Annotated in this window: 24 protein-coding genes and 4 tRNA genes; all 28 read left to right on the forward strand. The window is 54.6% G+C overall.

The features are described 5' to 3' along the window. Positions 1-140 precede the first annotated feature (140 nt). The 28 genes from birA (at position 141) to rpsC (ending at position 24,816) form a co-directional block, all read left to right on the forward strand. Complete coding sequence (gene birA, locus MO767_RS08100) at positions 141-1,100, forward strand: bifunctional biotin--[acetyl-CoA-carboxylase] ligase/biotin operon repressor BirA (protein ID WP_282480102.1); 960 nt, start codon at positions 141-143, stop codon at positions 1,098-1,100. Further along, entirely contained in the window at positions 1,090-1,839 is a 750-nt protein-coding gene (locus tag MO767_RS08105) for a pantothenate kinase (protein ID WP_282480103.1), read from the forward strand. Before birA ends, MO767_RS08105 begins: the two co-directional genes overlap by 11 nt. Positions 1,840-1,846: 7 nt before the next feature. Further along, positions 1,847-2,287, forward strand: coding sequence for a hypothetical protein (locus MO767_RS08110; RefSeq protein WP_282480104.1), 441 nt, complete (start codon positions 1,847-1,849; stop codon positions 2,285-2,287). Positions 2,288-2,429: 142 nt separating this feature from the next. Beyond that, positions 2,430-2,514: transfer RNA gene (locus tag MO767_RS08115), tRNA-Tyr, on the forward strand. A 23-nt stretch (positions 2,515-2,537) separates the two neighbouring features. Further along, positions 2,538-2,611: transfer RNA gene (locus MO767_RS08120), tRNA-Gly, on the forward strand. A gap of 26 nt (positions 2,612-2,637) precedes the next feature. After that, a tRNA-Thr gene (locus tag MO767_RS08125) sits at positions 2,638-2,713 on the forward strand. A gap of 84 nt (positions 2,714-2,797) precedes the next feature. Beyond that, complete coding sequence (tuf, locus tag MO767_RS08130) at positions 2,798-3,991, forward strand: elongation factor Tu (RefSeq protein WP_007896619.1); 1,194 nt, start codon at positions 2,798-2,800, stop codon at positions 3,989-3,991. A gap of 53 nt (positions 3,992-4,044) precedes the next feature. Continuing rightward, positions 4,045-4,120 (forward strand) — tRNA-Trp (locus MO767_RS08135). 45 nt (positions 4,121-4,165) lie between these two features. Further along, positions 4,166-4,534, forward strand: a complete 369-nt coding sequence (gene secE, locus MO767_RS08140) for a preprotein translocase subunit SecE (protein WP_008145488.1) — start codon at positions 4,166-4,168, stop codon at positions 4,532-4,534. Positions 4,535-4,543: 9 nt separating this feature from the next. After that, a complete protein-coding gene (gene nusG, locus MO767_RS08145; RefSeq protein ID WP_007896622.1) occupies positions 4,544-5,077 on the forward strand; it encodes a transcription termination/antitermination protein NusG in 534 nt (177 codons plus the stop codon). Between the two features lie 116 nt (positions 5,078-5,193). Next, complete coding sequence (gene rplK / locus MO767_RS08150; RefSeq protein ID WP_003210097.1) at positions 5,194-5,625, forward strand: 50S ribosomal protein L11; 432 nt, start codon at positions 5,194-5,196, stop codon at positions 5,623-5,625. Next, a complete protein-coding gene (gene rplA, locus MO767_RS08155; RefSeq protein ID WP_007896626.1) occupies positions 5,625-6,320 on the forward strand; it encodes a 50S ribosomal protein L1 in 696 nt (231 codons plus the stop codon). Before rplK ends, rplA begins: the two co-directional genes overlap by 1 nt. Before the next feature lie 198 nt (positions 6,321-6,518). Then, positions 6,519-7,019, forward strand: coding sequence for a 50S ribosomal protein L10 (rplJ, locus tag MO767_RS08160; RefSeq protein WP_008145489.1), 501 nt, complete (start codon positions 6,519-6,521; stop codon positions 7,017-7,019). An 80-nt stretch (positions 7,020-7,099) separates the two neighbouring features. Beyond that, positions 7,100-7,465 carry a 50S ribosomal protein L7/L12 gene (gene rplL, locus MO767_RS08165; protein ID WP_008145490.1) on the forward strand — a complete coding sequence of 122 codons (366 nt, stop codon included), beginning with the start codon at positions 7,100-7,102 and terminating at the stop codon, positions 7,463-7,465. A gap of 220 nt (positions 7,466-7,685) precedes the next feature. Then, a complete protein-coding gene (rpoB, locus tag MO767_RS08170) occupies positions 7,686-11,759 on the forward strand; it encodes a DNA-directed RNA polymerase subunit beta (RefSeq protein ID WP_046053257.1) in 4,074 nt (1,357 codons plus the stop codon). 64 nt (positions 11,760-11,823) lie between these two features. After that, on the forward strand, positions 11,824-16,023 hold the full coding sequence (rpoC, locus tag MO767_RS08175) for a DNA-directed RNA polymerase subunit beta' (RefSeq protein ID WP_111451230.1): 4,200 nt from the start codon (positions 11,824-11,826) through the stop codon (positions 16,021-16,023). A 216-nt stretch (positions 16,024-16,239) separates the two neighbouring features. Then, positions 16,240-16,611 carry a 30S ribosomal protein S12 gene (gene rpsL / locus MO767_RS08180; protein WP_002555494.1) on the forward strand — a complete coding sequence of 124 codons (372 nt, stop codon included), beginning with the start codon at positions 16,240-16,242 and terminating at the stop codon, positions 16,609-16,611. 118 nt (positions 16,612-16,729) lie between these two features. Further along, a complete protein-coding gene (rpsG, locus tag MO767_RS08185; protein WP_002555493.1) occupies positions 16,730-17,200 on the forward strand; it encodes a 30S ribosomal protein S7 in 471 nt (156 codons plus the stop codon). Positions 17,201-17,230: 30 nt separating this feature from the next. Next, complete coding sequence (gene fusA, locus MO767_RS08190; protein WP_282480105.1) at positions 17,231-19,336, forward strand: elongation factor G; 2,106 nt, start codon at positions 17,231-17,233, stop codon at positions 19,334-19,336. Positions 19,337-19,367: 31 nt separating this feature from the next. Continuing rightward, complete coding sequence (gene tuf / locus MO767_RS08195; protein WP_046047317.1) at positions 19,368-20,561, forward strand: elongation factor Tu; 1,194 nt, start codon at positions 19,368-19,370, stop codon at positions 20,559-20,561. Positions 20,562-20,702: 141 nt separating this feature from the next. Continuing rightward, positions 20,703-21,014: a 30S ribosomal protein S10 gene (gene rpsJ, locus MO767_RS08200; RefSeq protein ID WP_003186070.1), complete on the forward strand. Its 312-nt coding sequence runs from the start codon at positions 20,703-20,705 to the stop codon at positions 21,012-21,014. 80 nt (positions 21,015-21,094) lie between these two features. After that, positions 21,095-21,730 carry a 50S ribosomal protein L3 gene (gene rplC, locus MO767_RS08205; RefSeq protein ID WP_003186059.1) on the forward strand — a complete coding sequence of 212 codons (636 nt, stop codon included), beginning with the start codon at positions 21,095-21,097 and terminating at the stop codon, positions 21,728-21,730. Between the two features lie 12 nt (positions 21,731-21,742). Then, entirely contained in the window at positions 21,743-22,345 is a 603-nt protein-coding gene (rplD, locus tag MO767_RS08210) for a 50S ribosomal protein L4 (RefSeq protein WP_007896707.1), read from the forward strand. After that, a complete protein-coding gene (gene rplW / locus MO767_RS08215) occupies positions 22,342-22,641 on the forward strand; it encodes a 50S ribosomal protein L23 (RefSeq protein WP_002555488.1) in 300 nt (99 codons plus the stop codon). Before rplD ends, rplW begins: the two co-directional genes overlap by 4 nt. Before the next feature lie 14 nt (positions 22,642-22,655). Next, positions 22,656-23,480: a 50S ribosomal protein L2 gene (gene rplB / locus MO767_RS08220; RefSeq protein ID WP_003176423.1), complete on the forward strand. Its 825-nt coding sequence runs from the start codon at positions 22,656-22,658 to the stop codon at positions 23,478-23,480. 16 nt (positions 23,481-23,496) lie between these two features. Next, the gene (gene rpsS / locus MO767_RS08225; protein WP_002555486.1) at positions 23,497-23,772 is read left to right on the forward strand and encodes a 30S ribosomal protein S19; all 276 of its coding nucleotides are present in this window, start codon (positions 23,497-23,499) and stop codon (positions 23,770-23,772) included. A gap of 11 nt (positions 23,773-23,783) precedes the next feature. After that, on the forward strand, positions 23,784-24,116 hold the full coding sequence (gene rplV, locus MO767_RS08230; RefSeq protein ID WP_003103908.1) for a 50S ribosomal protein L22: 333 nt from the start codon (positions 23,784-23,786) through the stop codon (positions 24,114-24,116). A gap of 13 nt (positions 24,117-24,129) precedes the next feature. After that, on the forward strand, positions 24,130-24,816 hold the full coding sequence (rpsC, locus tag MO767_RS08235; protein ID WP_003176422.1) for a 30S ribosomal protein S3: 687 nt from the start codon (positions 24,130-24,132) through the stop codon (positions 24,814-24,816). Position 24,817 lies beyond the last annotated feature (1 nt).

A 24,817-nucleotide genomic window follows, 5' to 3' on the forward strand; every position in this document is an offset into this window, starting at 1 on the left:
CAAGATTAAATTCCGAAACCCCTATCTGCGTATGCAGGTAGGGGTTTTGTTTTGTCTGCAGGAAAACTGACCTGTAGGGTTTCTATGCAATGGCGCGGGGCATGGCTATCATGCGGGCCTCATTGTGAGGCGAGACTTGCATGCTGACATTGTTAAAGCTTCTTAAGGATGGCCGATTCCATTCGGGTCAGGCCCTTGGTATTGCCTTGGGTATCAGCCGTAGTGCCGTTTGGAAGCAGCTTCAGCATTTAGAAGCTGAGCTGGGATTATCCATTCATAAGGTGCGGGGTCGCGGCTATCAACTGGCTGCGCCATTAACGCTGCTTGATCCTGTCGAGATAAGAGAGCGGGCGCCTTCTTGTGATTGGCCCATCCTGGTTTTCGATTCAATTGACTCCACTAACGCCGAGGCTTTGCGTGCCATAGAGCGGGGGCAGGCGGCACCCTTTCTGGTACTTGCCGAACGGCAAACTGCAGGTCGCGGGCGGCGTGGACGTAAATGGGCAAGTCCATTCGCGGAAAACATCTATTACAGCCTCGTGCTGCGTATTGAAGGTGGAATGCGTCAGTTGGAAGGCTTGAGTCTAGTTGTTGGGCTCGCCGTCATGCAGGCCCTGCGTGAGCTTGGTATTTCGGGGGTTGGACTGAAGTGGCCCAATGATGTTCTGGTTGGTCAGAAGAAGATCGCTGGGATATTGCTCGAGCTGGTGGGAGATCCTGCTGATGTGTGTCACGTTGTGCTGGGTGTGGGAATTAATGTGAACATGCAGATTACCGATGAGGTAGATCAGCAATGGACGTCCATGCGGCTAGAGTCGGGCAAGGTGTTTGATCGAAATCACCTGGTCGGGGAGTTGGGCGCGATGCTCCAGGCATATCTGTGTCGTCATCAAGTCGAGGGATTTTCAGCTATCCAGACAGAGTGGGAGCAAAATCACCTCTGGCAGGGGCGGGCCGTTTCGTTGATCGCAGGTGTTAACCATATAGAGGGCGAAGTGCTGGGTATTGATAGTCAGGGTGCCCTGCGCTTGAAGGTGGGTGGTGTGGAAAAAGTCTTTAGTGGTGGTGAGCTCAGTCTGAGGTTGCGTGATGATTCTTGAGCTCGACTGCGGAAACAGTTTTATCAAGTGGCGTGTGCTCGATGCGGATGTTCGGCGGGTGGTTGGCGAGGGCGTCGTTGATTCGGATGTTGCTTTGTTGGAGAGCTTGAAAGCGCTGAAGGGTCTCACTCTCAAGTTTTGTCGGTTGGTCAGTGTCAGGACTGCCGATGAAACCAGTGCACTGATTTCTCAGCTGACAGCAGCTTTTGGTGTATCGGTGGTATGTGCGGCGCCGTCCCGCGAAATGTCCGGGGTTCGTAACGGTTATGAGGAGTTCGAGCGGTTAGGGCTCGACCGTTGGTTGGCGATGCTTGGGGGATTCCAGCTGGCTTCGGGTGCGTGCCTTGTGCTTGATTTTGGTACGGCTGTTACTGCGGACTTCATCTCCAGCGGTGGAGAGCACCTCGGAGGATTTATATGCCCGGGAATGCCTCTGATGCGAAACCAATTGCGTACCCACACCCGTAGAATTCGTTATGGTGATCTAGCAGCCGAGCGCGCTCTGGAAAGTCTCGTTCCTGGTCGGACAACTGTCGAAGCGGTCGAGCGGGGATGCTCATTGATGCTGAGAGGCTTTGTCCTGACGCAGCTAGAGTTGGCGCGTAGTTATTGGGGGGCTGATTTTGCTGTGTTCCTCACTGGAGGAGACGCAGACCTGGTTTCCGAGATCGTGCCTGAGGCCAGGGTGGTTCCTGATCTGGTGTTTGTAGGTTTGGCTATGGCGTGCCCCTTGTCCTGAGGTTTTTATGCGTTGGTTGTTTCTGCTGCTGCTTGTTCTCAATGTGTTCTATTACATCTGGCACCAACAAGAGGCTCCTCTGCGTGCGAAGGATGTAACCCCTTTGAGTTTGTATAAGGGGGCGCAGCAGGATATTCGCTTGTTGAGTGAGGCAACTGACGCGGCTCGTGATAAAGGAAAGTCTACCCAGACAGACGATGGTTGCCTCTATCTGGGCGGTTTTGCTCGTCAGGACGCAGCTCAGGCGGTCGAGCGGCGGTTGAGTGGCATGGAGATCAAGTTCGAGTCCTTGCTGAGGGCTCCCGCCGGGTCTGACGGTTACTGGGTGCGTGTGGCGCCAGAAAGCCGGCGTTGGCTGGATGACTCGCAGCTGAAAAACCTTTCTAGAGAATTCAATGAGTTAAAACATAAAATAATGCCGTGCGAGGGGGTTGCACCCGCCGAATAGTTTGCATAGAATGGCGCCCGCTTCGCAGTGAAGACCTTTAATGGTTAACACCGCAAAGTGATGTCAATGCAGCTAACCTCAGGTTTTTAATGAGAAAATGCTTGACAGAAGGCTGGCATGATATAGAATGCCGGCTCGCTTAGGAGGGGTTCCCGAGCGGCCAAAGGGATCAGACTGTAAATCTGACGTCTACGACTTCGAAGGTTCGAATCCTTCCCCCTCCACCATTTTTAGCGAGAGCTGCAAGCTCGCGGGTATAGTTTAGTGGTAGAACCTCAGCCTTCCAAGCTGATGATGCGGGTTCGATTCCCGCTACCCGCTCCAAGTTTGCAGATCCTGCATAGTGTTACGCTCTTGTAGCTCAGTTGGTAGAGCACACCCTTGGTAAGGGTGAGGTCAGCGGTTCAAATCCGCTCAAGAGCTCCATATAACAAGGCAGATATGAAAATATCTGCCTTTGTTTTAATGGCTTGTTTGACCTGCTCATTTCTTCTCCTAGGGGTGATTTTGATGGCTAAGGAAAAGTTCGAACGTAATAAGCCGCACGTCAACGTTGGTACTATTGGTCACGTCGATCACGGTAAAACTACTCTGACTGCTGCTTTGACCCGCGTCTGTTCCGAAGTTTTCGGTTCGGCAAAGGTTGACTTCGACAAGATCGATAGCGCCCCTGAAGAAAAAGCTCGTGGTATTACAATCAACACCGCTCACGTTGAGTACGATTCGGCCGTGCGTCACTACGCACATGTTGACTGTCCGGGTCACGCTGACTACGTAAAAAACATGATTACCGGTGCTGCACAGATGGATGGTGCGATTCTGGTTTGCTCGGCTGCTGATGGTCCGATGCCGCAAACCCGTGAGCACATCCTTTTGTCTCGCCAGGTTGGCGTTCCGTACATTGTTGTCTTCCTGAACAAGGCTGACATGGTTGATGATGCGGAGCTGCTGGAGTTGGTTGAGATGGAGGTGCGCGACCTGCTGAGCACTTACGATTTCCCAGGTGATGACACTCCGATCATCATTGGTTCGGCGCTGATGGCGCTGAATGGTCAAGACGATAACGAGATGGGCACTACGGCCGTCAAGAAGTTGGTTGAGACTCTGGATAGCTACATTCCGCAGCCTGAGCGTGCTATTGATAAGCCGTTCCTGATGCCGATCGAGGATGTTTTCTCGATCTCCGGTCGCGGTACTGTTGTGACTGGTCGTGTTGAGCGTGGCATTGTCCGCATTCAGGAAGAAGTTGAGATTGTTGGTCTTCGTGACACTGTCAAAACTACTTGCACTGGTGTTGAGATGTTCCGCAAGCTGCTCGATGAGGGTCGTGCTGGCGAGAACTGTGGTGTGTTGCTGCGTGGTACCAAGCGTGATGATGTTGAGCGTGGCCAGGTTCTGGTCAAGCCGGGCACCGTCAAGCCGCATACCAAGTTCACTGCTGAAGTTTACGTTCTGAGCAAGGAAGAGGGTGGTCGTCATACGCCGTTCTTCAAAGGCTACCGTCCACAGTTCTACTTCCGGACCACTGACGTGACCGGTAACTGCGAACTGCCGGAAGGCGTTGAAATGGTGATGCCAGGTGATAACGTCCAAATGACGGTCACTCTGATCAAAACCATCGCAATGGAAGATGGTCTGCGTTTCGCCATTCGTGAGGGCGGTCGTACCGTCGGCGCTGGTGTCGTTGCTAAGGTTATCGAGTAAATTGTTGTAATGTCTTTTTCGGGCCGGCATAATGGTCGGCCTGATTTTGTTTTAGGTCAGTAGCTCAATTGGCAGAGCGACGGTCTCCAAAACCGTAGGTTGGGGGTTCGATTCCCTCCTGACCTGCCAGATTCACTTGGTGTGTCTGGCTTTCTTTTCACAGGATCTTCATAGATGACTCCTAAAGCTGAAGCTCAAGGCTCTCGCTTCGATCTGCTCAAGTGGCTAGTAGTAGTCGCTTTGGTGGTTGTTGGCGTTGTTGGCAATCAGTATTACTCTGCTTCGCCGATCCTGTACCGCGTACTAGCTTTGCTCGCCATTGCTGCTGTAGCTGCCTTTGTAGGCCTGCAAACAGTCAAGGGCAAGTCTTTCTTTGTACTGGTTAAGGAAGCTCGCACCGAGATTCGTAAAGTCGTATGGCCAACTCGCCAAGAAACCACGCAGACCACGTTGATCGTTGTGGCTGTTGTACTGGTTATGGCGTTGCTGTTGTGGGGGCTTGATTCCCTGCTCGGTTGGCTTGTTTCCTTGATTGTCGGCTAAGGGTGTCCCGTGGCTAAGCGTTGGTACGTTGTGCATGCTTACTCCGGTTACGAGAAGCATGTCATGCGCTCGTTGGTAGAGCGCGTAAAGCTGGCTGGCATGGAAGATGGCTTTGGCGAAATTCTGGTTCCCACTGAAGAAGTGGTTGAAATGCGTAATGGCCAGAAACGCAAAAGCGAGCGCAAGTTCTTCCCAGGTTATGTGCTGGTTCAGATGGATATGAATGAGGGTACTTGGCACTTAGTCAAGGATACTCCTCGGGTGATGGGTTTTATCGGCGGTACTGCTGATAAGCCTGCACCTATCACAGATAAAGAGGCAGAAGCGATTCTGCGTCGCGTTGCTGATGGTAGCGACAAGCCGAAGCCGAAGACGTTGTTCGAGCCAGGTGAGTCGGTGCGTGTCAATGACGGTCCGTTTGCCGACTTTACTGGCACGGTCGAAGAAGTTAACTACGAGAAGAGCCGGATCCAAGTGGCAGTGCTCATTTTCGGTCGCTCTACTCCGGTAGAGCTAGAGTTCAGCCAGGTCGAAAAAGTCTAGCTGAGCAAGCATCCCAACCCCGCAGTCTAGGCTGTGGGGTTTTGTCGTCACTGGGATAAACGCGCAAGTAACCGGGGAGCCTTTCGAGGCGTTCGAACCCGTAATTGGAGTGCCTCATGGCCAAGAAGATTACCGCTTACATCAAGCTGCAAGTGAAGGCCGCTCAGGCTAACCCAAGCCCACCTGTTGGTCCTGCTCTGGGTCAGCACGGCGTGAACATCATGGAATTCTGCAAGGCTTTCAACGCCCGTACTCAGGGTATTGAGCCAGGTCTGCCGACTCCAGTGATCATCACTGTCTACAGCGACCGTAGCTTCACTTTCGAAACCAAATCCACACCTGCTTCGGTTCTGCTGAAGAAAGCTGCTGGTCTGACTAGCGGTTCCGCTCGTCCGAACACCGTTAAGGTTGGCACCGTTACCCGTGCTCAGCTGGAAGAAATCGCGAAAACCAAAAACGCGGATCTGACTGCAGCTGATATGGACGCGGCCGTGCGTACTATCGCCGGTTCTGCTCGTAGCATGGGCCTTAACGTGGAGGGTGTGTAATGGCTAAGTTGACCAAGCGTCAAAAGGCTATCGCCGGCAAAATCGAAGCAGGCAAGTCCTACAACTTTGTAGACGCAGCTGCTCTGCTGGCTGAGCTGTCGACCGTCAAGTTCAGCGAGTCGTTTGACGTTGCTGTAAACTTGGGTGTTGACCCGCGTAAATCCGACCAGGTCGTTCGTAGCGCTACTGTGCTGCCACACGGCACTGGCAAGACCGTTCGCGTTGCTGTGTTCACCCAGGGTCCAGCTGCTGAGGCCGCTTTGGCTGCCGGCGCTGACCGTGTAGGTATGGACGATCTGGCTGCTGAAATGAAAGGCGGCGACCTGAACTATGACGTAGTTATCGCATCCCCGGATGCAATGCGCGTTGTTGGTCAGTTGGGTCAGATCCTGGGCCCGCGTGGCCTGATGCCTAACCCTAAAGTCGGCACCGTAACGCCAGACGTAGCTACCGCGGTTAAAAACGCCAAGGCTGGTCAGGTTCGTTATCGCACCGACAAAAACGGCATCATCCACACCTCCGTTGGCAAGGTTGGCTTCGACGCCGTCAAGCTGAAGGAAAACGTTGAGGCCCTGATCGCTGATCTGAAGCGTATCAAGCCAGCTTCCTCGAAAGGTATTTACGTCAAGCGCGTTACCCTGAGCACTACCATGGGTCCAGGCCTGGTCATCGACCAAGGCTCGCTCGACGCGTAAGACACAGGTTGGCGCAAGTAATTGCGCCAATTGAAAAATTGGGGTCCCTGCCTGGCGGGGGCTATCCAAGACCGTAGGCGACGCAAGTCTTAAACCTCAAGCCTACGCAGATGGTGCTCCCGGTTCCTTACCGAATCAGACACCAAAACGACATCTGGCCTCGGTTGGATGAAACGGTAACAAGCAGGAGTTTTTCCCGTGGCAATTAAACTTGAAGACAAGAAGGCCATCGTCGCTGAAGTCAACAAGGCTGCCCAAGTTGCTCTGTCCGCTGTCGTGGCTGATGCCCGTGGCGTAACAGTAGGCGCTATGACCGGACTCCGTAAAGAGGCTCGTGAAGCTGGTGTTTACGTACGTGTTGTACGTAACACTCTGCTCAAGCGCGCCGTTGCTGGCACTCAGTATGACGTGCTCAACGACGTGTTCACCGGCCCGACCTTGATTGCATTCTCCAAAGATCATCCGGGCGCTGCTGCTCGTATCTTCAAAGAGTTCGCAAAAGGTCAGGATAAGTTCGAGATCAAGGCAGCTGCGTTCGAGGGCAAGTTCCTCGCAGCTAATCAGATCGACGTACTGGCAAGCCTGCCGACCCGTGACGAAGCAATTTCTCAGCTGATGAGCGTGATTCAAGGCGCAACCAGCAAATTGGCTCGTACTCTGGCGGCTCTTCGCGACCAGAAAGAAGCTGCCGCAGCCTAAGGCTGAGCGACTCCTTTCAGCGTTTATTGTTTATTTCGATGGCCGCGTAGGCTGTCACCCCAATACAGGAATTTATAGTCATGTCTCTGACTAACGACCAAATCATCGAAGCAATCGGCGAAAAATCCGTTCTGGAAATCGTTGAGCTGATCAAGGCCATGGAAGAGAAGTTCGGCGTTTCCGCTGCCGCTGCTTCCGCTGGTCCAGCTGCTGTCGCTGCCGTTGTTGAAGAACAAACTGAATTCAACGTCATGCTGCTGGAAGCTGGCGAGAAGAAAGTTAACGTGATCAAGGCAGTACGTGAGCTGACCGGTCTGGGCCTGAAAGAAGCCAAGGCTGTAGTTGACGGCGCTCCTGGCGTTGTTCTGGAAGCTGTTTCGAAAGACGCAGCTGACAAAGCAAAAGCCACTCTGGAAGAAGCAGGCGCTAAAGTCGAGCTGAAATAAGCATCGACTTTGCGTCTCCAGCCCGAGCGTTAAGCGAAAGGCTGATGGCTGGTGGCTCTTGCCACCGGCCTTTTTCCGTTATTGGCGGCCGACTGGGTCGGTGCTGATAGCGAGTTGTAACCACCCGATGCGGTGGCGCAAACCATGGGGTTTGCACGATTTTCTGGCTGCTCCCGTCGGGAGGGGCCAAACAAGCAGGTGACCAAGCTGGGGAACGCTGATGGCTTACTCATATACTGAGAAAAAACGTATCCGCAAGGACTTTAGCAAGTTGCCGGACGTCATGGATGTGCCGTACCTCCTGGCCATCCAGCTGGATTCGTATCGTGAATTCTTGCAAGCGGGAGCGACTAAAGATCAGTTCCGCGACGTGGGCCTGCATGCGGCCTTCAAATCCGTTTTCCCGATCATCAGCTACTCCGGCAATGCTGCGCTGGAGTACGTCGGTTATCGCCTGGGCGAACCGGCATTTGATGTCAAAGAATGCGTATTGCGCGGTGTAACTTACGCCGTACCTTTGCGGGTAAAAGTGCGCCTGATCATTTTCGACAAAGAATCGTCGAACAAAGCGATCAAGGACATCAAAGAGCAAGAAGTCTACATGGGTGAAATCCCCCTGATGACTGAGAACGGTACCTTTGTAATCAACGGTACCGAGCGTGTAATCGTTTCCCAGCTGCACCGTTCCCCGGGCGTGTTCTTCGACCACGACCGTGGCAAGACGCACAGCTCCGGCAAACTGTTGTACTCGGCACGTATCATTCCTTACCGCGGTTCGTGGTTGGACTTCGAGTTCGACCCGAAAGACTGCGTATTCGTGCGTATCGACCGTCGTCGCAAGCTGCCTGCATCGGTACTGCTGCGCGCGCTCGGCTATACCACTGAAGAAGTGCTCGACGCGTTCTACACCACCAACGTTTTCCACCTGAGCGGCGAAACCCTCAGTCTGGAACTGATTGCTTCGCGTCTGCGTGGTGAAATCGCTGTACTTGATATTCAGGACGAGAAGGGCAAGGTCATCGTTGAGGCTGGTCGCCGTATTACTGCGCGCCACATCAACCAGATCGAAAAAGCCGGTCTCAAGACCCTGGAAGTGCCTCTGGACTACGTCCTGGGTCGCACTACCGCCAAGGCCATCGTGCATCCGGCAACCGGCGAAATCCTGGCAGAGTGCAACACCGAGCTGAACACCGAGATCCTGGCAAAAATTGCCAAGGCCCAGGTTGTTCGCATCGAAACGCTGTACACCAACGATATCGACTGCGGTCCGTTCGTCTCCGACACTCTGAAGATCGACTCCACCAGCAACCAATTGGAAGCGCTGGTCGAGATCTATCGCATGATGCGTCCAGGCGAGCCGCCAACCAAAGACGCTGCCGAGACCCTGTTCAACAACCTGTTCTTCAGCCCTGAGCGCTATGACCTGTCTGCGGTCGGCCGGATGAAGTTCAACCGTCGTATCGGTCGTACCGAGATCGAAGGTTCGGGCGTGTTGTGCAAAGAAGACATCGTTGCCGTGCTGAAGACTCTGGTCGACATCCGTAACGGTAAAGGCATCGTCGATGACATCGACCACCTGGGTAACCGTCGTGTTCGCTGCGTAGGCGAAATGGCCGAGAACCAGTTCCGCGTTGGCCTGGTACGTGTTGAGCGTGCGGTCAAAGAGCGTCTGTCGATGGCTGAAAGCGAAGGCCTGATGCCGCAAGACCTGATCAACGCCAAGCCAGTGGCTGCGGCGGTGAAAGAGTTCTTCGGTTCCAGCCAGCTTTCCCAGTTCATGGACCAGAACAACCCGCTGTCCGAGATCACCCACAAGCGTCGTGTTTCTGCACTCGGCCCTGGCGGTTTGACTCGTGAGCGCGCTGGCTTTGAAGTTCGTGACGTACACCCGACTCACTACGGTCGTGTATGCCCGATTGAAACGCCGGAAGGTCCGAACATCGGTCTGATCAACTCCCTGGCTGCTTATGCGCGCACCAACCAGTACGGCTTCCTCGAAAGTCCGTACCGTGTGGTGAAAGACGCTCTGGTCACCGACGAGATCGTGTTCCTGTCCGCCATCGAAGAAGCTGATCACGTGATCGCTCAGGCTTCGGCCACGATGAACGACAAGAAAATGCTGATCGACGAGCTGGTAGCTGTTCGTCACTTGAACGAGTTCACCGTCAAGGCGCCGGAAGACGTCACCTTGATGGACGTATCGCCGAAGCAGGTAGTTTCGGTTGCAGCGTCGCTGATCCCGTTCCTCGAGCACGATGACGCCAACCGTGCGTTGATGGGTTCGAACATGCAGCGTCAAGCTGTACCAACCCTGCGCGCTGACAAGCCGCTGGTCGGTACTGGCATGGAGCGTAACGTAGCTCGTGACTCCGGCGTTTGCGTCGTGGCTCGTCGTGGTGGCGTTATCGATTCCGTAGACGCCAGCCGTATCGTGGTTCGTGTTGCTGATGATGAAGTTGAAACCGGTGAAGCTGGTGTCGACATCTACAACCTGACCAAATACACCCGCTCCAACCAGAACACCTGCATCAACCAGCGTCCGCTGGTGCGTAAAGGTGATCGGGTTCAGCGTAGCGACATCATGGCTGACGGCCCGTCCACCGACATGGGTGAACTGGCGCTGGGTCAGAACATGCGCATCGCGTTCATGGCCTGGAACGGTTACAACTTCGAAGACTCCATCTGCCTGTCGGAACGAGTTGTTCAAGAAGACCGCTTTACCACGATCCACATTCAGGAACTGACCTGTGTGGCACGTGACACCAAGCTTGGGCCAGAGGAAATCACTGCAGACATCCCGAACGTGGGTGAAGCTGCACTGAACAAGCTGGACGAAGCCGGTATCGTTTACGTAGGTGCTGAAGTTGGCGCAGGCGACATCCTGGTTGGTAAGGTCACTCCGAAAGGCGAGACCCAACTGACTCCGGAAGAAAAACTGCTGCGTGCTATCTTCGGTGAAAAAGCCAGCGACGTTAAAGACACCTCCCTGCGCGTGCCTACCGGCACCAAGGGTACCGTCATCGACGTACAGGTCTTCACCCGCGACGGCGTTGAGCGTGATGCTCGTGCACTGTCGATCGAGAAGACTCAACTCGACGAGATCCGCAAGGACCTGAACGAAGAGTTCCGTATCGTTGAAGGCGCAACTTTCGAACGTCTGCGCTCCGCTCTGGTCGGCCACAAAGCCGAAGGCGGCGCCGGTCTGAAGAAAGGTCAGGACATCACCGACGAAATTCTCGACGGTCTTGAGCATGGTCAGTGGTTCAAGCTGCGCATGGCTGAAGATGCTCTGAACGAGCAGCTCGAGAAGGCTCAGGCCTACATCGTTGATCGCCGCCGTCTGCTGGACGACAAGTTCGAAGACAAGAAGCGCAAGCTGCAGCAGGGCGATGACCTGGCTCCAGGCGTGCTGAAAATCGTCAAGGTTTACCTGGCAATCCGTCGTCGCATCCAGCCGGGCGACAAGATGGCCGGTCGTCACGGTAACAAAGGTGTGGTCTCCGTGATCATGCCGGTTGAAGACATGCCGCACGATGCCAATGGCACCCCGGTCGACGTCGTCCTCAACCCGTTGGGCGTACCTTCGCGTATGAACGTTGGTCAGATCCTTGAAACCCACCTGGGCCTCGCGGCTAAAGGCTTGGGCGAGAAGATCAACCGGATGATCGAAGAGCAGCGCAAAGTCGCTGAGCTTCGTAAATTCCTGGACGAGATCTACAACCAGATCGGCGGTCGTAACGAAGATCTGGATAGCTTCTCCGACCAGGAAATCCTGGATCTGGCGAAGAACCTGCGTGGCGGCGTTCCAATGGCCACTCCAGTGTTCGACGGTGCCAAGGAAAGCGAAATCAAGGCCATGCTGAAACTGGCAGACCTGCCAGAAAGCGGCCAGATGCAGCTGACCGACGGCCGTACCGGCAACAAGTTCGAGCGCCCGGTTACTGTTGGCTACATGTACATGCTGAAGCTGAACCACTTGGTAGACGACAAGATGCACGCTCGTTCTACCGGTTCGTACAGCCTGGTTACTCAGCAGCCGCTGGGTGGTAAGGCGCAGTTCGGTGGTCAGCGTTTCGGGGAGATGGAGGTCTGGGCACTGGAAGCATACGGTGCTGCTTACACTCTGCAAGAAATGCTCACAGTGAAGTCGGACGATGTGAACGGCCGTACCAAGATGTACAAAAACATCGTGGATGGCGATCACCGTATGGAGCCGGGCATGCCCGAGTCTTTCAACGTGTTGATCAAGGAAATTCGTTCCCTCGGCATCGATATCGATCTGGAAACCGAATAACACGTGACGCGAATCGAGAGCGGGGCAGGATTGCCCGCTCTCTGCTCCGCCAGGAGGAAAGGCCTTGAAAGACCTACTGAATTTGCTGAAAAACCAGGGTCAAGTCGAAGAGTTCGACGCCATCCGTATTGGATTGGCATCGCCTGAGATGATCCGTTCGTGGTCGTTCGGTGAAGTTAAAAAGCCGGAAACCATCAACTACCGTACGTTCAAACCTGAGCGTGACGGCCTGTTCTGCGCCAAGATCTTTGGCCCGGTAAAGGATTACGAGTGCCTGTGCGGTAAGTACAAGCGCTTGAAGCACCGCGGTGTGATCTGCGAGAAGTGCGGCGTTGAAGTCGCGCTGGCCAAAGTTCGTCGTGAGCGCATGGCGCACATCGAACTGGCTTCGCCAGTTGCCCACATCTGGTTCCTGAAATCGCTGCCGTCCCGTATCGGCTTGCTGATGGACATGACCCTGCGTGATATCGAACGTGTTCTCTACTTCGAGAGCTATGTCGTTATCGATCCAGGCATGACCACCCTTGAAAAAGGTCAGCTGCTCAACGATGAGCAGTACTTCGAAGCGCTGGAAGAGTTCGGCGACGATTTCGATGCCCGCATGGGTGCCGAAGCTGTCCGTGAGCTGCTGCACGCTATCGATCTGGAACACGAGATTGGCCGTCTGCGTGAAGAAATTCCGCAAACCAACTCCGAAACCAAAATCAAGAAACTGTCCAAGCGTCTGAAGTTGATGGAAGCCTTCCAGGGTTCCGGCAACCTTCCAGAATGGATGGTGCTGACCGTTCTGCCGGTTCTGCCGCCAGATCTGCGTCCACTGGTCCCGCTGGATGGCGGTCGCTTCGCGACTTCCGACCTCAACGATCTGTATCGTCGAGTGATCAACCGTAACAACCGCTTGAAGCGCCTGCTCGATCTGTCCGCTCCGGACATCATCGTGCGCAACGAAAAGCGTATGTTGCAGGAAGCCGTCGATGCACTGCTCGACAACGGTCGTCGTGGCCGCGCTATCACAGGTTCCAACAAGCGTCCTCTGAAATCCCTGGCTGACATGATCAAGGGTAAGCAAGGTCGTTTCCGTCAGAACTTGCTCGGTAAGCGCGTTGACTACTCCGGTCGTTCGGTAATTACCGTAGGTCCGACCCTGCGTCTGCACCAGTGCGGTCTGCCGAAGAAAATGGCTCTCGAGCTGTTCAAACCGTTCATTTTCGGCAAGCTGGAAATGCGTGGTCTCGCGACCACCATCAAAGCTGCCAAGAAGATGGTCGAGCGCGAGCTGCCGGAAGTTTGGGACGTTCTCGCTGAAGTCATCCGCGAACACCCGGTTCTCCTCAACCGTGCACCGACCCTTCACCGTCTGGGTATCCAGGCGTTTGAACCGGTACTGATCGAAGGTAAGGCTATCCAGCTGCACCCTCTGGTCTGCGCTGCGTACAACGCCGACTTCGACGGCGACCAAATGGCCGTGCACGTACCGCTGACACTGGAAGCCCAGTTGGAAGCGCGTGCGTTGATGATGTCGACCAACAACATTCTGTCGCCAGCCAACGGTGAGCCAATCATCGTTCCGTCGCAGGACGTTGTATTGGGTCTGTACTACATGACTCGTGAAGCGATCAACGCCAAGGGCGAAGGTCGCGTGTTCGCAGATCTGCAAGAAGTTGACCGTGTGTTCCGTGCCGGCGAAGCCGCACTGCACGCTAAAGTCAAAGTGCGGATCAACGAAACCGTTAATGATCGTGATGGTGGCAGCGTCAAGAACACCCGTATCGTCGACACTACCGTCGGCCGCGCGCTGTTGTTCCAGGTTGTTCCACCTGGCTTGTCGTATGACGTCGTCAACCAGCCGATGAAGAAAAAGGCGATCTCCAAGCTGATCAACCAGTGCTACCGCGTGGTTGGTTTGAAAGAGACCGTGATCTTCGCTGACCAGTTGATGTACACCGGTTTTGCTTATTCGACCATCTCCGGCGTATCCATCGGTGTTAACGACTTCGTTATCCCGGATGAAAAAGCCCGCATCATCAATGCTGCTACTGATGAAGTGAAAGAGATCGAAAGTCAGTACGCCTCCGGCCTGGTAACTCAGGGCGAGAAGTACAACAAAGTGATCGACCTTTGGTCCAAGGCGAACGACGAAGTTTCCAAGGCGATGATGGCCAACCTCTCGAAAGAGAAAGTCATCGACCGCCATGGCGTCGAAGTCGACCAAGAGTCTTTCAACTCGATGTACATGATGGCCGACTCGGGCGCACGGGGTTCTGCTGCGCAGATCCGTCAGCTCGCCGGTATGCGTGGTCTGATGGCCAAGCCGGACGGTTCCATCATCGAAACGCCGATTACTGCGAACTTCCGTGAGGGTTTGAGCGTACTTCAGTACTTCATCTCTACTCACGGTGCTCGTAAAGGTTTGGCGGATACCGCGTTGAAAACTGCGAACTCCGGTTACCTGACTCGTCGTCTGGTAGACGTGGCGCAGGATCTGGTTGTGACCGAGATCGATTGCGGCACCGAGCATGGCCTGGTAATGACTCCGCACATTGAAGGCGGTGACGTTGTTGAGCCGCTGGGCGAGCGCGTATTGGGTCGTGTCATTGCCCGTGACGTGTTCAAGCCAGGTACCGAAGAAATCATCGTTCCTGCCGGCACATTGGTAGACGAGAAGTGGGTCGAGTTCATCGAGCTGAACAGCATCGATGAAGTGATCGTGCGCTCGCCGATCAGCTGCGAAACCCGCTACGGCATTTGCGCCAAGTGCTACGGCCGTGATCTGGCTCGTGGTCACCAGGTGAACATCGGTGAGGCGGTCGGCGTTATCGCTGCCCAGTCCATCGGTGAGCCGGGTACCCAGCTGACCATGCGTACGTTCCACATCGGTGGTGCGGCAAGCCGGACCTCCGCCGCTGACAGCGTTCAGGTGAAGAATGGCGGTACCGTCCGTCTGCACAACCTGAAACACGTTGAACGAGTGGATGGTTGCCTGGTTGCTGTGTCCCGTTCCGGTGAGCTGGCGATCGCTGATGACTTCGGTCGTGAGCGCGAGCGTTACAAGCTGCCGTACGGTGCTGTGATTTCGGTTAAAGAAGGTGACAAGGTCGACGCTGGCGCAATCGTGGCCAAGTGGGATCCGCACACTCACCCAATCGTTACCGAAATGAAAGGTACCGTGACCTACGTGGGCATGGAAGAAGGCATCACGATCAAGCGTCAGACTGACGAATTGACCGGTATGACCAACATTGAAGTACTCGACGCCAAAGACCGTCCAGCTGCCGGTAAAGATATCCGTCCTGCTGTGAAGATGGTCGATGACAACGGCAAGGATCTCTTGTTGCCGGGTACCGACGTAATTGCTCAGTACTTCCTGCCTGCTAACGCCTTGGTCGGTGTAGCGGACGGTGCGAAAATCGCGATCGGTGATGTTATCGCTCGTATTCCGCAAGAGACTTCGAAAACCCGTGACATCACCGGTGGTCTGCCGCGTGTTGCCGACTTGTTCGAAGCCCGTCGTCCGAAAGAAGCCTCGATTCTGGCTGAAGTCAGCGGCACCATCGCGTTCGGTAAAGAGACCAAAGGCAAGCGCCGTCTGGTTATCACCCCGAACGATGGTAGCGATCCGTACGAAGAGCTGATTCCGAAGTGGCGTCACCTGAACGTCTTCGAAGGCGAACAGGTAAACCGCGGCGAAGTTATCTCCGACGGCCCGAGCGATCCACACGACATTCTGCGTCTGCTGGGTGTGAGTGCGCTGGCCAAGTACATCGTGAACGAGATCCAGGACGTTTATCGTCTGCAAGGCGTGAAGATCAACGACAAGCACATCGAGACCATCCTGCGTCAGATGCTGCGTAAAGTTGAAATCGCTGAATCTGGCGATTCCACTTTCATCAAGGGCGACCAGATGGAATTGACTCACGTTCTGGTAGAGAACGAGCGTCTGGCTGGCGACGAGAAATTCGTTTCCAAGTTCACTCGCGTGCTGTTGGGTATCACCAAGGCGTCGTTGTCCACCGAATCGTTCATCTCGGCGGCTTCCTTCCAGGAAACCACTCGTGTACTGACCGAAGCGGCGGTAACCGGCAAGCGCGATTACCTGCGTGGCCTGAAAGAAAACGTGGTCGTGGGTCGTCTGATCCCGGCTGGTACCGGTCTGGCTTATCACAGTGAGCGCAAGCGCCGCCGTGATGCTGACAAACCGTTGCGCGTAAGCGCCAGTGAAGTGGAAGCTGCACTGACCGAAGCACTGAACTCGAGCGGTAACTGAGTTCTGCGGTAAATGAGCGTAAGGCCCTGGCCATTCCGTTCATCGAATCGAGACAATTTGTCGAGGTTGGATGAGTGGGGAGGTCGGGGCCTTGCCTTGACTGGGGGCAAGATCCTCTTTAGACTCTTGTACCCCTAAATTTGGCGGGAATTCGTTCCTGCCATTTTGCTTTTCTTGCAAGACAATAGCGTCGCAAGACAACAGTGGAGCTAGTAGATGGCAACTATCAACCAGCTGGTACGTCAGCCGCGTAAGCGTATCGTCGAGAAATCCGACGTGCCTGCGCTGCAGAACTGCCCGCAACGTCGTGGCGTATGCACCCGTGTGTATACCACCACGCCGAAAAAACCTAACTCGGCACTGCGTAAAGTATGCCGTGTGCGTCTGACCAACGGTTTCGAGGTTTCCTCGTACATCGGCGGTGAAGGCCACAACCTGCAAGAGCACAGCGTGGTACTGATCCGCGGCGGTCGTGTAAAAGACTTGCCAGGTGTTCGTTACCACACCGTACGCGGTTCTTTGGATACTTCCGGCGTTAAAGGTCGTAACCAGGGTCGCTCGAAGTACGGTACCAAGAAGCCTAAGTAGTAGTGGCTTTTTGTAAAAACTGATTTTCTATTTTTCTGAGTCGATAAGAGTAAGGTCGGAGGCGTCCCGAAAGGGCACCGATTCCGAGCGAACCTGAAGACCGTTTGAGGGCTTATCCATGCCAAGAAGACGCGTAGCAGCCAAGCGCGAAGTGCTTGACGATCCAAAATACGGAAGCCAAATCCTGGCCAAGTTCATGAACCACGTTATGGAAAGCGGCAAGAAAGCCGTTGCCGAGCGTATCGTTTATGGCGCGCTGGAAAAGGTTAAAGAACGCAAGAACAGCGACCCCCTGGAAATCTTCGAGAAAGCTCTCGACGCCATCGCTCCGCTGGTCGAAGTGAAGTCGCGCCGTGTAGGCGGTGCTACTTACCAGGTTCCGGTCGAAGTTCGTCCGTCCCGTCGTAACGCCCTGGCAATGCGCTGGTTGGTAGACTTCGCCCGCAAGCGCGGCGAGAAGTCTATGGCTCTGCGTTTGGCTGGCGAACTGTTGGACGCCGCTGAAGGTAAAGGTGCTGCAGTTAAGAAGCGTGAAGACGTGCACCGTATGGCTGAAGCCAACAAGGCTTTCTCGCACTACCGCTTCTAATTTTAGCGTCACTAATTTTGCGAGGGCTTTATGGCTCGTACAACACCGATTAATCGCTACCGTAACATTGGTATCGTTGCTCACGTGGATGCTGGTAAAACCACCACCACCGAGCGCGTCCTTTTTTACACTGGCAAAAGTCACAAAATGGGCGAGGTGCATGACGGCGCCGCGACCACAGACTGGATGGTTCAGGAGCAGGAGCGTGGTATTACCATTACTTCTGCTGCCATTACCGCCTTCTGGCAGGGTTCCGAGAAGCAGCACAAAGACCAATACCGCTTCAACGTCATCGACACCCCGGGCCACGTTGACTTCACTATTGAAGTTGAGCGTTCCCTGCGTGTTCTCGACGGCGCGGTCGTTGTGTTCTGCGGTACCTCGGGTGTTGAGCCTCAGTCGGAAACCGTATGGCGTCAAGCCAACAAGTACGGCGTTCCACGTCTTGTTTATGTAAACAAGATGGACCGTGCTGGTGCGAACTTCCTGCGCGTGATCGGTCAGATCAAACAGCGTCTGGGTCACACCCCGGTGCCAATCCAGCTGGCTATCGGTTCCGAAGACAACTTCCAGGGTCAGATAGATCTGATGGCTATGGAAGCTGTTTACTGGAATGACGCTGACAAAGGCATGGTTCCAGTTCGCAAGCCTATCCCTGCTGAACTGCAGGAATTGGCTGACGAGTGGCGCGGCAACATGGTTGAGGCTGCGGCCGAAGCCAGCGAAGAGCTGATGAACAAGTACCTCGAAGGTGAAGAACTCACCAACGAGGAAATCAAGGCCGCTCTGCGTCAGCGTACTATCGCTGGTGAGATCGTTCTGGCTGTTTGCGGTTCTTCCTTCAAGAACAAGGGTGTTCCCCTGGTTCTCGATGCCGTTATCGACTACCTGCCTGCTCCAAGCGACATTCCTGCCATCAAGGGTACTGACCCTGATGACGAGACCCAGGAAATGGAGCGTCACGCAGACGACAGCGAGCCGTTCTCGGCTCTGGCGTTCAAGATCGCTACCGACCCATTCGTGGGTACCTTGACCTTCGTTCGAGTTTACTCGGGCGTGTTGGCCTCCGGCGACGGCGTGATCAACTCGGTTAAAGGCAAGAAAGAGCGCGTGGGTCGTATGGTGCAAATGCACGCAAACGCCCGTGAAGAAATCAAGGAAGTGCGCGCTGGTGACATCGCGGCCTTGATCGGCATGAAGGACGTCACCACTGGTGAGACTTTGTGCAACGCTGACAAGCCAATCATCCTGGTACGCATGGACTTCCCGGAACCGGTTATTTCGGTTGCCGTAGAGCCTAAGACCAAGGACGACCAGGAAAAAATGGGTATCGCTCTGGGCAAACTTGCTCAGGAAGATCCATCTTTCCGCGTCAAGACTGATGAAGAGACTGGTCAAACGATCATCTCCGGCATGGGCGAGTTGCACCTGGACATCCTGGTTGACCGGATGCGCCGTGAGTTCAACGTCGAAGCCAACATCGGTAAGCCTCAGGTTTCCTATCGTGAGCGCATCACGAAGAATTGTGAAATCGAAGGTAAGTTCGTTCGTCAGTCCGGCGGTCGTGGTCAGTTCGGCCACTGCTGGATTCGTTTTGCTCCTGCTGACGAAGGTCAGGAAGGTCTGCAGTTCGTGAACGAAGTAGTAGGTGGTGTGGTTCCTAAGGAATACATCCCGGCTATCCAGAAGGGTATCGAAGAGCAGATGAAGAACGGCGTTGTTGCCGGCTATCCGCTGATCGGCCTGAAGGCTACCGTGTTTGATGGTTCCTACCACGACGTCGACTCCAACGAGATGGCGTTTAAGGTGGCTGCTTCCATGGCGACCAAGCAACTGGCCCAGAAGGGTGGTGGTGAGTTGCTTGAGCCGATCATGGCGGTAGAGGTTGTTACGCCTGAAGACTATATGGGTGACGTGATGGGCGACCTTAACCGTCGTCGCGGCATGATCCTGGGTATGGAAGACACGGTTTCCGGCAAAGTGATTCGCGCCGAGGTTCCGTTGGGTGAGATGTTCGGTTACGCAACCGACGTCCGCTCCATGTCCCAAGGTCGCGCAAGCTACTCTATGGAATTCAAAAAATACAATACGGCTCCGTCGCACATCGTCGAAACCGTTACCAAAAAACAAGGCTGATTCAGCCCCTTTAGGCTAGGAGTTAATTGTCGTGGCTAAAGAAAAATTTGACCGTACCCTCCCGCACGTCAACGTTGGCACCATTGGTCACGTCGACCACGGTAAAACCACGCTGACCGCTGCTCTGACTCGCGTCTGCTCCGAAATTTTCGGTTCGGCCGTTGTTGCTTTCGACAAAATCGACAGCGCTCCGGAAGAAAAGGCTCGTGGTATCACCATCAACACCGCACACGTTGAATACAACTCGCTGATCCGTCACTACGCTCACGTTGACTGCCCAGGTCACGCTGACTATGTGAAGAACATGATCACCGGTGCTGCTCAAATGGACGGCGCTATCCTGGTTTGCTCGGCCGCTGATGGTCCGATGCCACAAACCCGTGAGCACATCCTGCTGTCCCGTCAGGTTGGCGTTCCGTACATCGTTGTCTTCCTGAACAAGGCTGACATGGTTGACGACGCTGAGCTGCTGGAACTGGTTGAGATGGAAGTGCGCGATCTGCTGAGCACTTACGACTTCCCGGGTGACGACACTCCGATCATCATCGGTTCGGCTCTGATGGCTCTGAACGGCCAAGACGACAACGAAATGGGTACCACCGCTGTTAAGCGCCTGGTAGAAACTCTGGACAGCTACATCCCGGATCCAGTTCGTGTTATCGACAAGCCGTTCCTGATGCCAATCGAAGACGTATTCTCGATCTCCGGTCGCGGTACTGTTGTAACTGGCCGTATCGAGCGCGGTATCGTCAAGGTTCAGGATCCACTGGAAATCGTTGGTCTGCGTGACACTACCGTCACCACCTGCACCGGTGTTGAAATGTTCCGTAAGCTGCTCGACGAAGGTCGTGCTGGCGAGAACTGCGGCGTGCTGCTGCGCGGCACCAAGCGTGACGACGTTGAGCGTGGCCAGGTTCTGGTCAAGCCAGGTTCGGTTAAGCCGCACACTACCTTCGAAGCTGAAGTGTACGTGTTGAGCAAAGAAGAAGGCGGTCGCCACACTCCGTTCTTCAAAGGCTACCGTCCACAGTTCTACTTCCGGACCACTGACGTGACCGGTAACTGCGAACTGCCGGAAGGCGTTGAAATGGTAATGCCAGGCGACAACATCAAAATGGTTGTCACCCTGATCAAAACCATCGCAATGGAAGATGGTCTGCGTTTCGCTATTCGTGAAGGCGGTCGTACCGTCGGCGCTGGCGTCGTAGCCAAAATCATCGCTTAATAAGTGATGACTTGAAAAAGCCCCCGCCTAGCGGGGGCTTTTTTATTGGGTTGACACTGTAGAAACCCGTCTATAGAATTGCGCCTCCTTTTAACGGGCGTATTGCGCTCGCTGGGAATAGCAGCCGGAGTCTGAAATCCAATGCAAAATCAGCAAATCCGTATCAGGTTGAAGGCTTTTGACCATCGCCTGATCGACCAATCCACCCAGGAAATCGTGGAAACCGCGAAACGTACTGGTGCTCAAGTGCGTGGTCCAATTCCACTGCCTACCCGTAAAGAGCGGTTCACCGTTCTGGTCTCCCCGCACGTCAACAAAGACGCGCGTGACCAGTACGAGATCCGTACTCATAAGCGCGTTCTGGACATCGTCCAGCCAACGGATAAAACCGTTGATGCTCTTATGAAGCTTGATCTTGCGGCCGGTGTGGAAGTGCAGATCAGCCTCGGCTAAGACTCGGTCTTAGTCGTGTAACGCTCTGAAATGGGCGGCCATAGCGGGTGAAAGCCCCGTACACTCATGAGGTTTACAACATGACTATTGGTGTAGTCGGTCGTAAATGCGGTATGACCCGTATTTTCACCGAAGAAGGTGTCTCCATTCCGGTCACGGTCATTGAGATCGAACCGAATCGCGTCACCCAGTTCAAAACTGAAGAGACCGATGGCTATCGTGCAGTGCAAGTCACTGTAGGTGAGCGTCGTGCTTCGCGTGTTACAGCTGCTCAAGCTGGCCACTTCGCTAAAGCGAACGTTGCCGCTGGTCGTACCGTAATGGAATTCCGTCTTGAAGAAGGCGAGTACCAGGCCGGCGATCTGATCAACGCTGAAATCTTCGCCGCTGGTCAACTGGTTGATGTAACCGGTCAGTCCAAGGGTAAGGGCTTCCAGGGTACGATCAAGCGTTGGAACTTCCGCGGGCAAGATAATACCCACGGTAACTCCGTGTCCCACCGCGTTCCAGGCTCTATCGGCCAGTGCCAGACTCCTGGTCGTGTATTCAAGGGCAAAAAAATGTCCGGTCATATGGGCGCTGAGCGCGTGACCGTGCAGTCCCTCGAAGTAGTGCGCGTGGACGCTGAACGCAATCTGTTGTTGGTCAAGGGCGCTGTTCCTGGCGCTACTGGCGGCAACTTGGTTGTACGTCCAGCAGCCAAGGCTCGCGGTTAAGGGGAAGCTGACATGCAATTAAATGTAAATGACGCTCAAGCGATCGAAGTTTCCGAACTGACATTTGGCGGCGAATTCAACGAGACGCTGGTTCACCAAGCAGTCGTGGCCTACATGGCCGGCGGCCGTCAAGGTAGCAAGCAGCAAAAGACCCGTTCCGACGTACGTGGTGGCGGTAAGCGCCCTTGGCGTCAGAAAGGTACTGGCCGTGCTCGTGCCGGTACTATCCGTAGCCCAATCTGGCGTGGCGGCGGTACCACTTTCGCAGCTCGTCCTCAGGATCACACCCAGAAGCTGAACAAGAAGATGTATCGCGCAGCAATGCGTTCCATCCTTGCTGAGCTGGTGCGTACTGATCGTCTGGTTGTTGTTCAGGACTTCGCTGTTGATGCACCGAAGACCAAAGATCTGCTGAACAAACTGACCGGCATGGGCCTGACTGACGTCTTGATCGTGTCTGAAGTGGTTGATCAGAACCTGTACCTGGCTGCTCGTAACCTGCCACACGTTGATGTACGTGACGTGCAAGGTTCCGATCCAGTTAGTCTGATCGCATACGACAAGGTGTTGATCACCGTGTCGGCCGTGAAGAAATTCGAGGAGCTGCTGGGATGAACCAGGAACGCGTATTTAAAGTTCTGCTTGGCCCGCACGTTTCCGAGAAGGCTACGGTTCTGGCTGACAAGAAAGGCCAGTTCGTTTTCAAGGTTGCAACTGACGCAACCAAGCTGGAAATCAAGAAGGCCGTCGAAAGCCTGTTCAGCGTGAAAGTAGAGCGTGTTACTACCCTGAATGTTCTGGGTAAGAGCAAGCGCACTGCTCGCGGTCTGGGCAAGCGTAATGACTGGAAGAAGGCAGTTATCTCCCTTCAGCCAGGCCAAGATCTCGATTTCAGCAGCAGTGCTGAGTAAGGAAGGGGTGCATCATGGCAATCGTTAAATGCAAACCGACTTCCCCTGGCCGCCGTTTTGTGGTCAAGGTGGTCAACCAGGAGCTGCATAAAGGCGCTCCTCACGCACCGCTGCTCGAGAAAAAATCGAAGACTGGTGGTCGTAACAACAATGGTCGTATTACCACTCGTCACATCGGTGGTGGCCATAAGCAGCATTATCGTCTGGTCGATTTCCGTCGCAACGACAAAGATGGCATCTCTGCCACTGTCGAGCGTATTGAATACGATCCAAACCGTACTGCTCACATCGCTCTGCTGCTGTACGCAGATGGTGAGCGTCGCTACATCATCGCCCCTAAAGGCGTGAGTGCTGGCGACCAGCTGATCGCAGGTGCTCTGGCACCGATCAAGCCGGGCAACGCTCTGCAACTGCGTAACATTCCAGTTGGTAGCACCGTACACGGCATCGAATTGAAGCCAGGTAAAGGCGCGCAAATCGCTCGTTCCGCTGGTGCTTCGGCTCAGCTGATCGCTCGTGAAGGTGTCTACGTGACCCTGCGTCTGCGTTCTGGTGAGATGCGTAAAGTGCTGGCTGAATGCCGCGCGACCCTGGGTGAAGTCTCGAACTCCGAGCACAGCCTGCGTTCGCTGGGTAAAGCTGGTGCCAAACGCTGGCGTGGCGTTCGCCCAACCGTTCGTGGTGTTGCCATGAACCCGGTTGACCACCCACATGGTGGTGGTGAAGGTCGTACCTCTGGTGGTCGTCATCCGGTATCGCCATGGGGCTTCCCGACTAAGGGCGCGAAGACTCGTGGTAATAAGCGTACCGACAAAATGATCGTCCGTCGTCGCAAGTAAATAGAGGGATACGACAGTGCCACGTTCTCTGAAAAAAGGTCCTTTTATCGATCTTCACCTACTGAAGAAGATCGAAGTGGCGGCGGAAAAGAATGATCGCAAACCGGTGAAAACCTGGTCGCGTCGTTCGATGATCCTGCCACAAATGGTCGGTTTGACCATCGCAGTACACAACGGTCGTCAACACGTCCCAGTTCTCGTTAACGAAGACATGGTCGGCCACAAACTGGGCGAGTTCGCCGGTACCCGCACTTATCGTGGGCACGTGGCAGACAAGAAAGCCAAGCGTTAAGGGGTTAGGAAATGGAAGTAGCCGCTAAGTTGTCGGGCGCTCGAATCTCCGCCCAGAAAGCCCGCTTGGTCGCCGACCAGATCCGCGGGAAGAAGGTGGGCGAAGCGCTCAACTTGTTGGCTTTCAGCAGTAAGAAAGCCGCCGAGATCATGAAGAAAGTGCTGGAGTCGGCCGTAGCCAACGCCGAGCATAACGAAGGCGCAGACGTTGATGACCTTAAAGTCAGCACCGTTTTCGTCAACGAAGGGCGTTCGCTGAAGCGCATCATGCCACGTGCCAAAGGCCGTGCTGATCGCATCGTCAAGCGGTCTTGCCATATCACTGTCAAGGTTGCTGACAAGTAACGGAGTCGAAGAGATGGGTCAGAAAGTACATCCCATTGGCATTCGCCTGGGAATCGTCAAGGAGCACACCTCCGTCTGGTACGCAGACGGTCGGACTTATGCGGACTATTTGTTCGCTGATCTGAAGGTGCGTGAGTATCTCCAAGACAAACTAAAAAGCGCGTCCGTAAGCCGTATCGATATCCATCGTCCGGCTCAGACTGCACGTATCACCATCCACACCGCTCGTCCAGGTATCGTTATCGGGAAGAAAGGTGAAGATGTTGAGAAACTGCGTCAGGACCTGACCAAGCAAATGGGTGTGCCTGTGCACATCAATATCGAAGAGATCCGTAAGCCGGAACTCGACGGTATGCTGGTTGCGCAGAGCGTAGCTCAGCAGCTGGAGCGTCGCGTAATGTTCCGTCGCGCTATGAAGCGCGCTGTTCAGAACGCCATGCGCATTGGTGCCAAAGGCATCAAAATCCAAGTGAGCGGTCGTCTCGGCGGTGCTGAAATCGCACGTACTGAATGGTATCGCGAAGGTCGTGTGCCTCTGCACACCCTGCGTGCCGACATCGACTATGCCAACTACGAAGCTCACACCACTTACGGTGTGATCGGTGTAAAGGTTTGGATCTTCAAAGGCGAAGTAATTGGTGGTCGCCAAGAAGAACTGAAACCACAAGCACCAGCGCCTCGTAAAAAAGCTGCTAAGTAAG

This window comes from Pseudomonas sp. UYIF39, from assembly GCF_029963765.1.
GTDB lineage: Bacteria > Pseudomonadota > Gammaproteobacteria > Pseudomonadales > Pseudomonadaceae > Aquipseudomonas.

Excerpts from the sequence above, each read along its gene's own strand:
- MO767_RS08110 (WP_282480104.1), top strand. The coding sequence starts at position 1,847 with ATGCGTTGGTTGTTTCTGCTGCTGCTTGTTCTCAATGTGTTCTATTAC.
- secE (WP_008145488.1), top strand. The coding sequence starts at position 4,166 with ATGACTCCTAAAGCTGAAGCTCAAGGCTCTCGCTTCGATCTGCTCAAG.
- tuf (WP_007896619.1), top strand. The coding sequence starts at position 2,798 with ATGGCTAAGGAAAAGTTCGAACGTAATAAGCCGCACGTCAACGTTGGT.
- rplC (WP_003186059.1), top strand. The coding sequence starts at position 21,095 with ATGACTATTGGTGTAGTCGGTCGTAAATGCGGTATGACCCGTATTTTC.
- MO767_RS08105 (WP_282480103.1), top strand. The coding sequence starts at position 1,090 with ATGATTCTTGAGCTCGACTGCGGAAACAGTTTTATCAAGTGGCGTGTG.
- rplK (WP_003210097.1), top strand. The coding sequence starts at position 5,194 with ATGGCCAAGAAGATTACCGCTTACATCAAGCTGCAAGTGAAGGCCGCT.
- rplB (WP_003176423.1), top strand. The coding sequence starts at position 22,656 with ATGGCAATCGTTAAATGCAAACCGACTTCCCCTGGCCGCCGTTTTGTG.
- rpsG (WP_002555493.1), top strand. The coding sequence starts at position 16,730 with ATGCCAAGAAGACGCGTAGCAGCCAAGCGCGAAGTGCTTGACGATCCA.
- rplA (WP_007896626.1), top strand. The coding sequence starts at position 5,625 with ATGGCTAAGTTGACCAAGCGTCAAAAGGCTATCGCCGGCAAAATCGAA.
- fusA (WP_282480105.1), top strand. The coding sequence starts at position 17,231 with ATGGCTCGTACAACACCGATTAATCGCTACCGTAACATTGGTATCGTT.
- rpsJ (WP_003186070.1), top strand. The coding sequence starts at position 20,703 with ATGCAAAATCAGCAAATCCGTATCAGGTTGAAGGCTTTTGACCATCGC.
- rpsL (WP_002555494.1), top strand. The coding sequence starts at position 16,240 with ATGGCAACTATCAACCAGCTGGTACGTCAGCCGCGTAAGCGTATCGTC.
- rplD (WP_007896707.1), top strand. The coding sequence starts at position 21,743 with ATGCAATTAAATGTAAATGACGCTCAAGCGATCGAAGTTTCCGAACTG.
- rpoB (WP_046053257.1), top strand. The coding sequence starts at position 7,686 with ATGGCTTACTCATATACTGAGAAAAAACGTATCCGCAAGGACTTTAGC.
- rpsC (WP_003176422.1), top strand. The coding sequence starts at position 24,130 with ATGGGTCAGAAAGTACATCCCATTGGCATTCGCCTGGGAATCGTCAAG.
- rplW (WP_002555488.1), top strand. The coding sequence starts at position 22,342 with ATGAACCAGGAACGCGTATTTAAAGTTCTGCTTGGCCCGCACGTTTCC.
- rplL (WP_008145490.1), top strand. The coding sequence starts at position 7,100 with ATGTCTCTGACTAACGACCAAATCATCGAAGCAATCGGCGAAAAATCC.
- birA (WP_282480102.1), top strand. The coding sequence starts at position 141 with ATGCTGACATTGTTAAAGCTTCTTAAGGATGGCCGATTCCATTCGGGT.
- rplV (WP_003103908.1), top strand. The coding sequence starts at position 23,784 with ATGGAAGTAGCCGCTAAGTTGTCGGGCGCTCGAATCTCCGCCCAGAAA.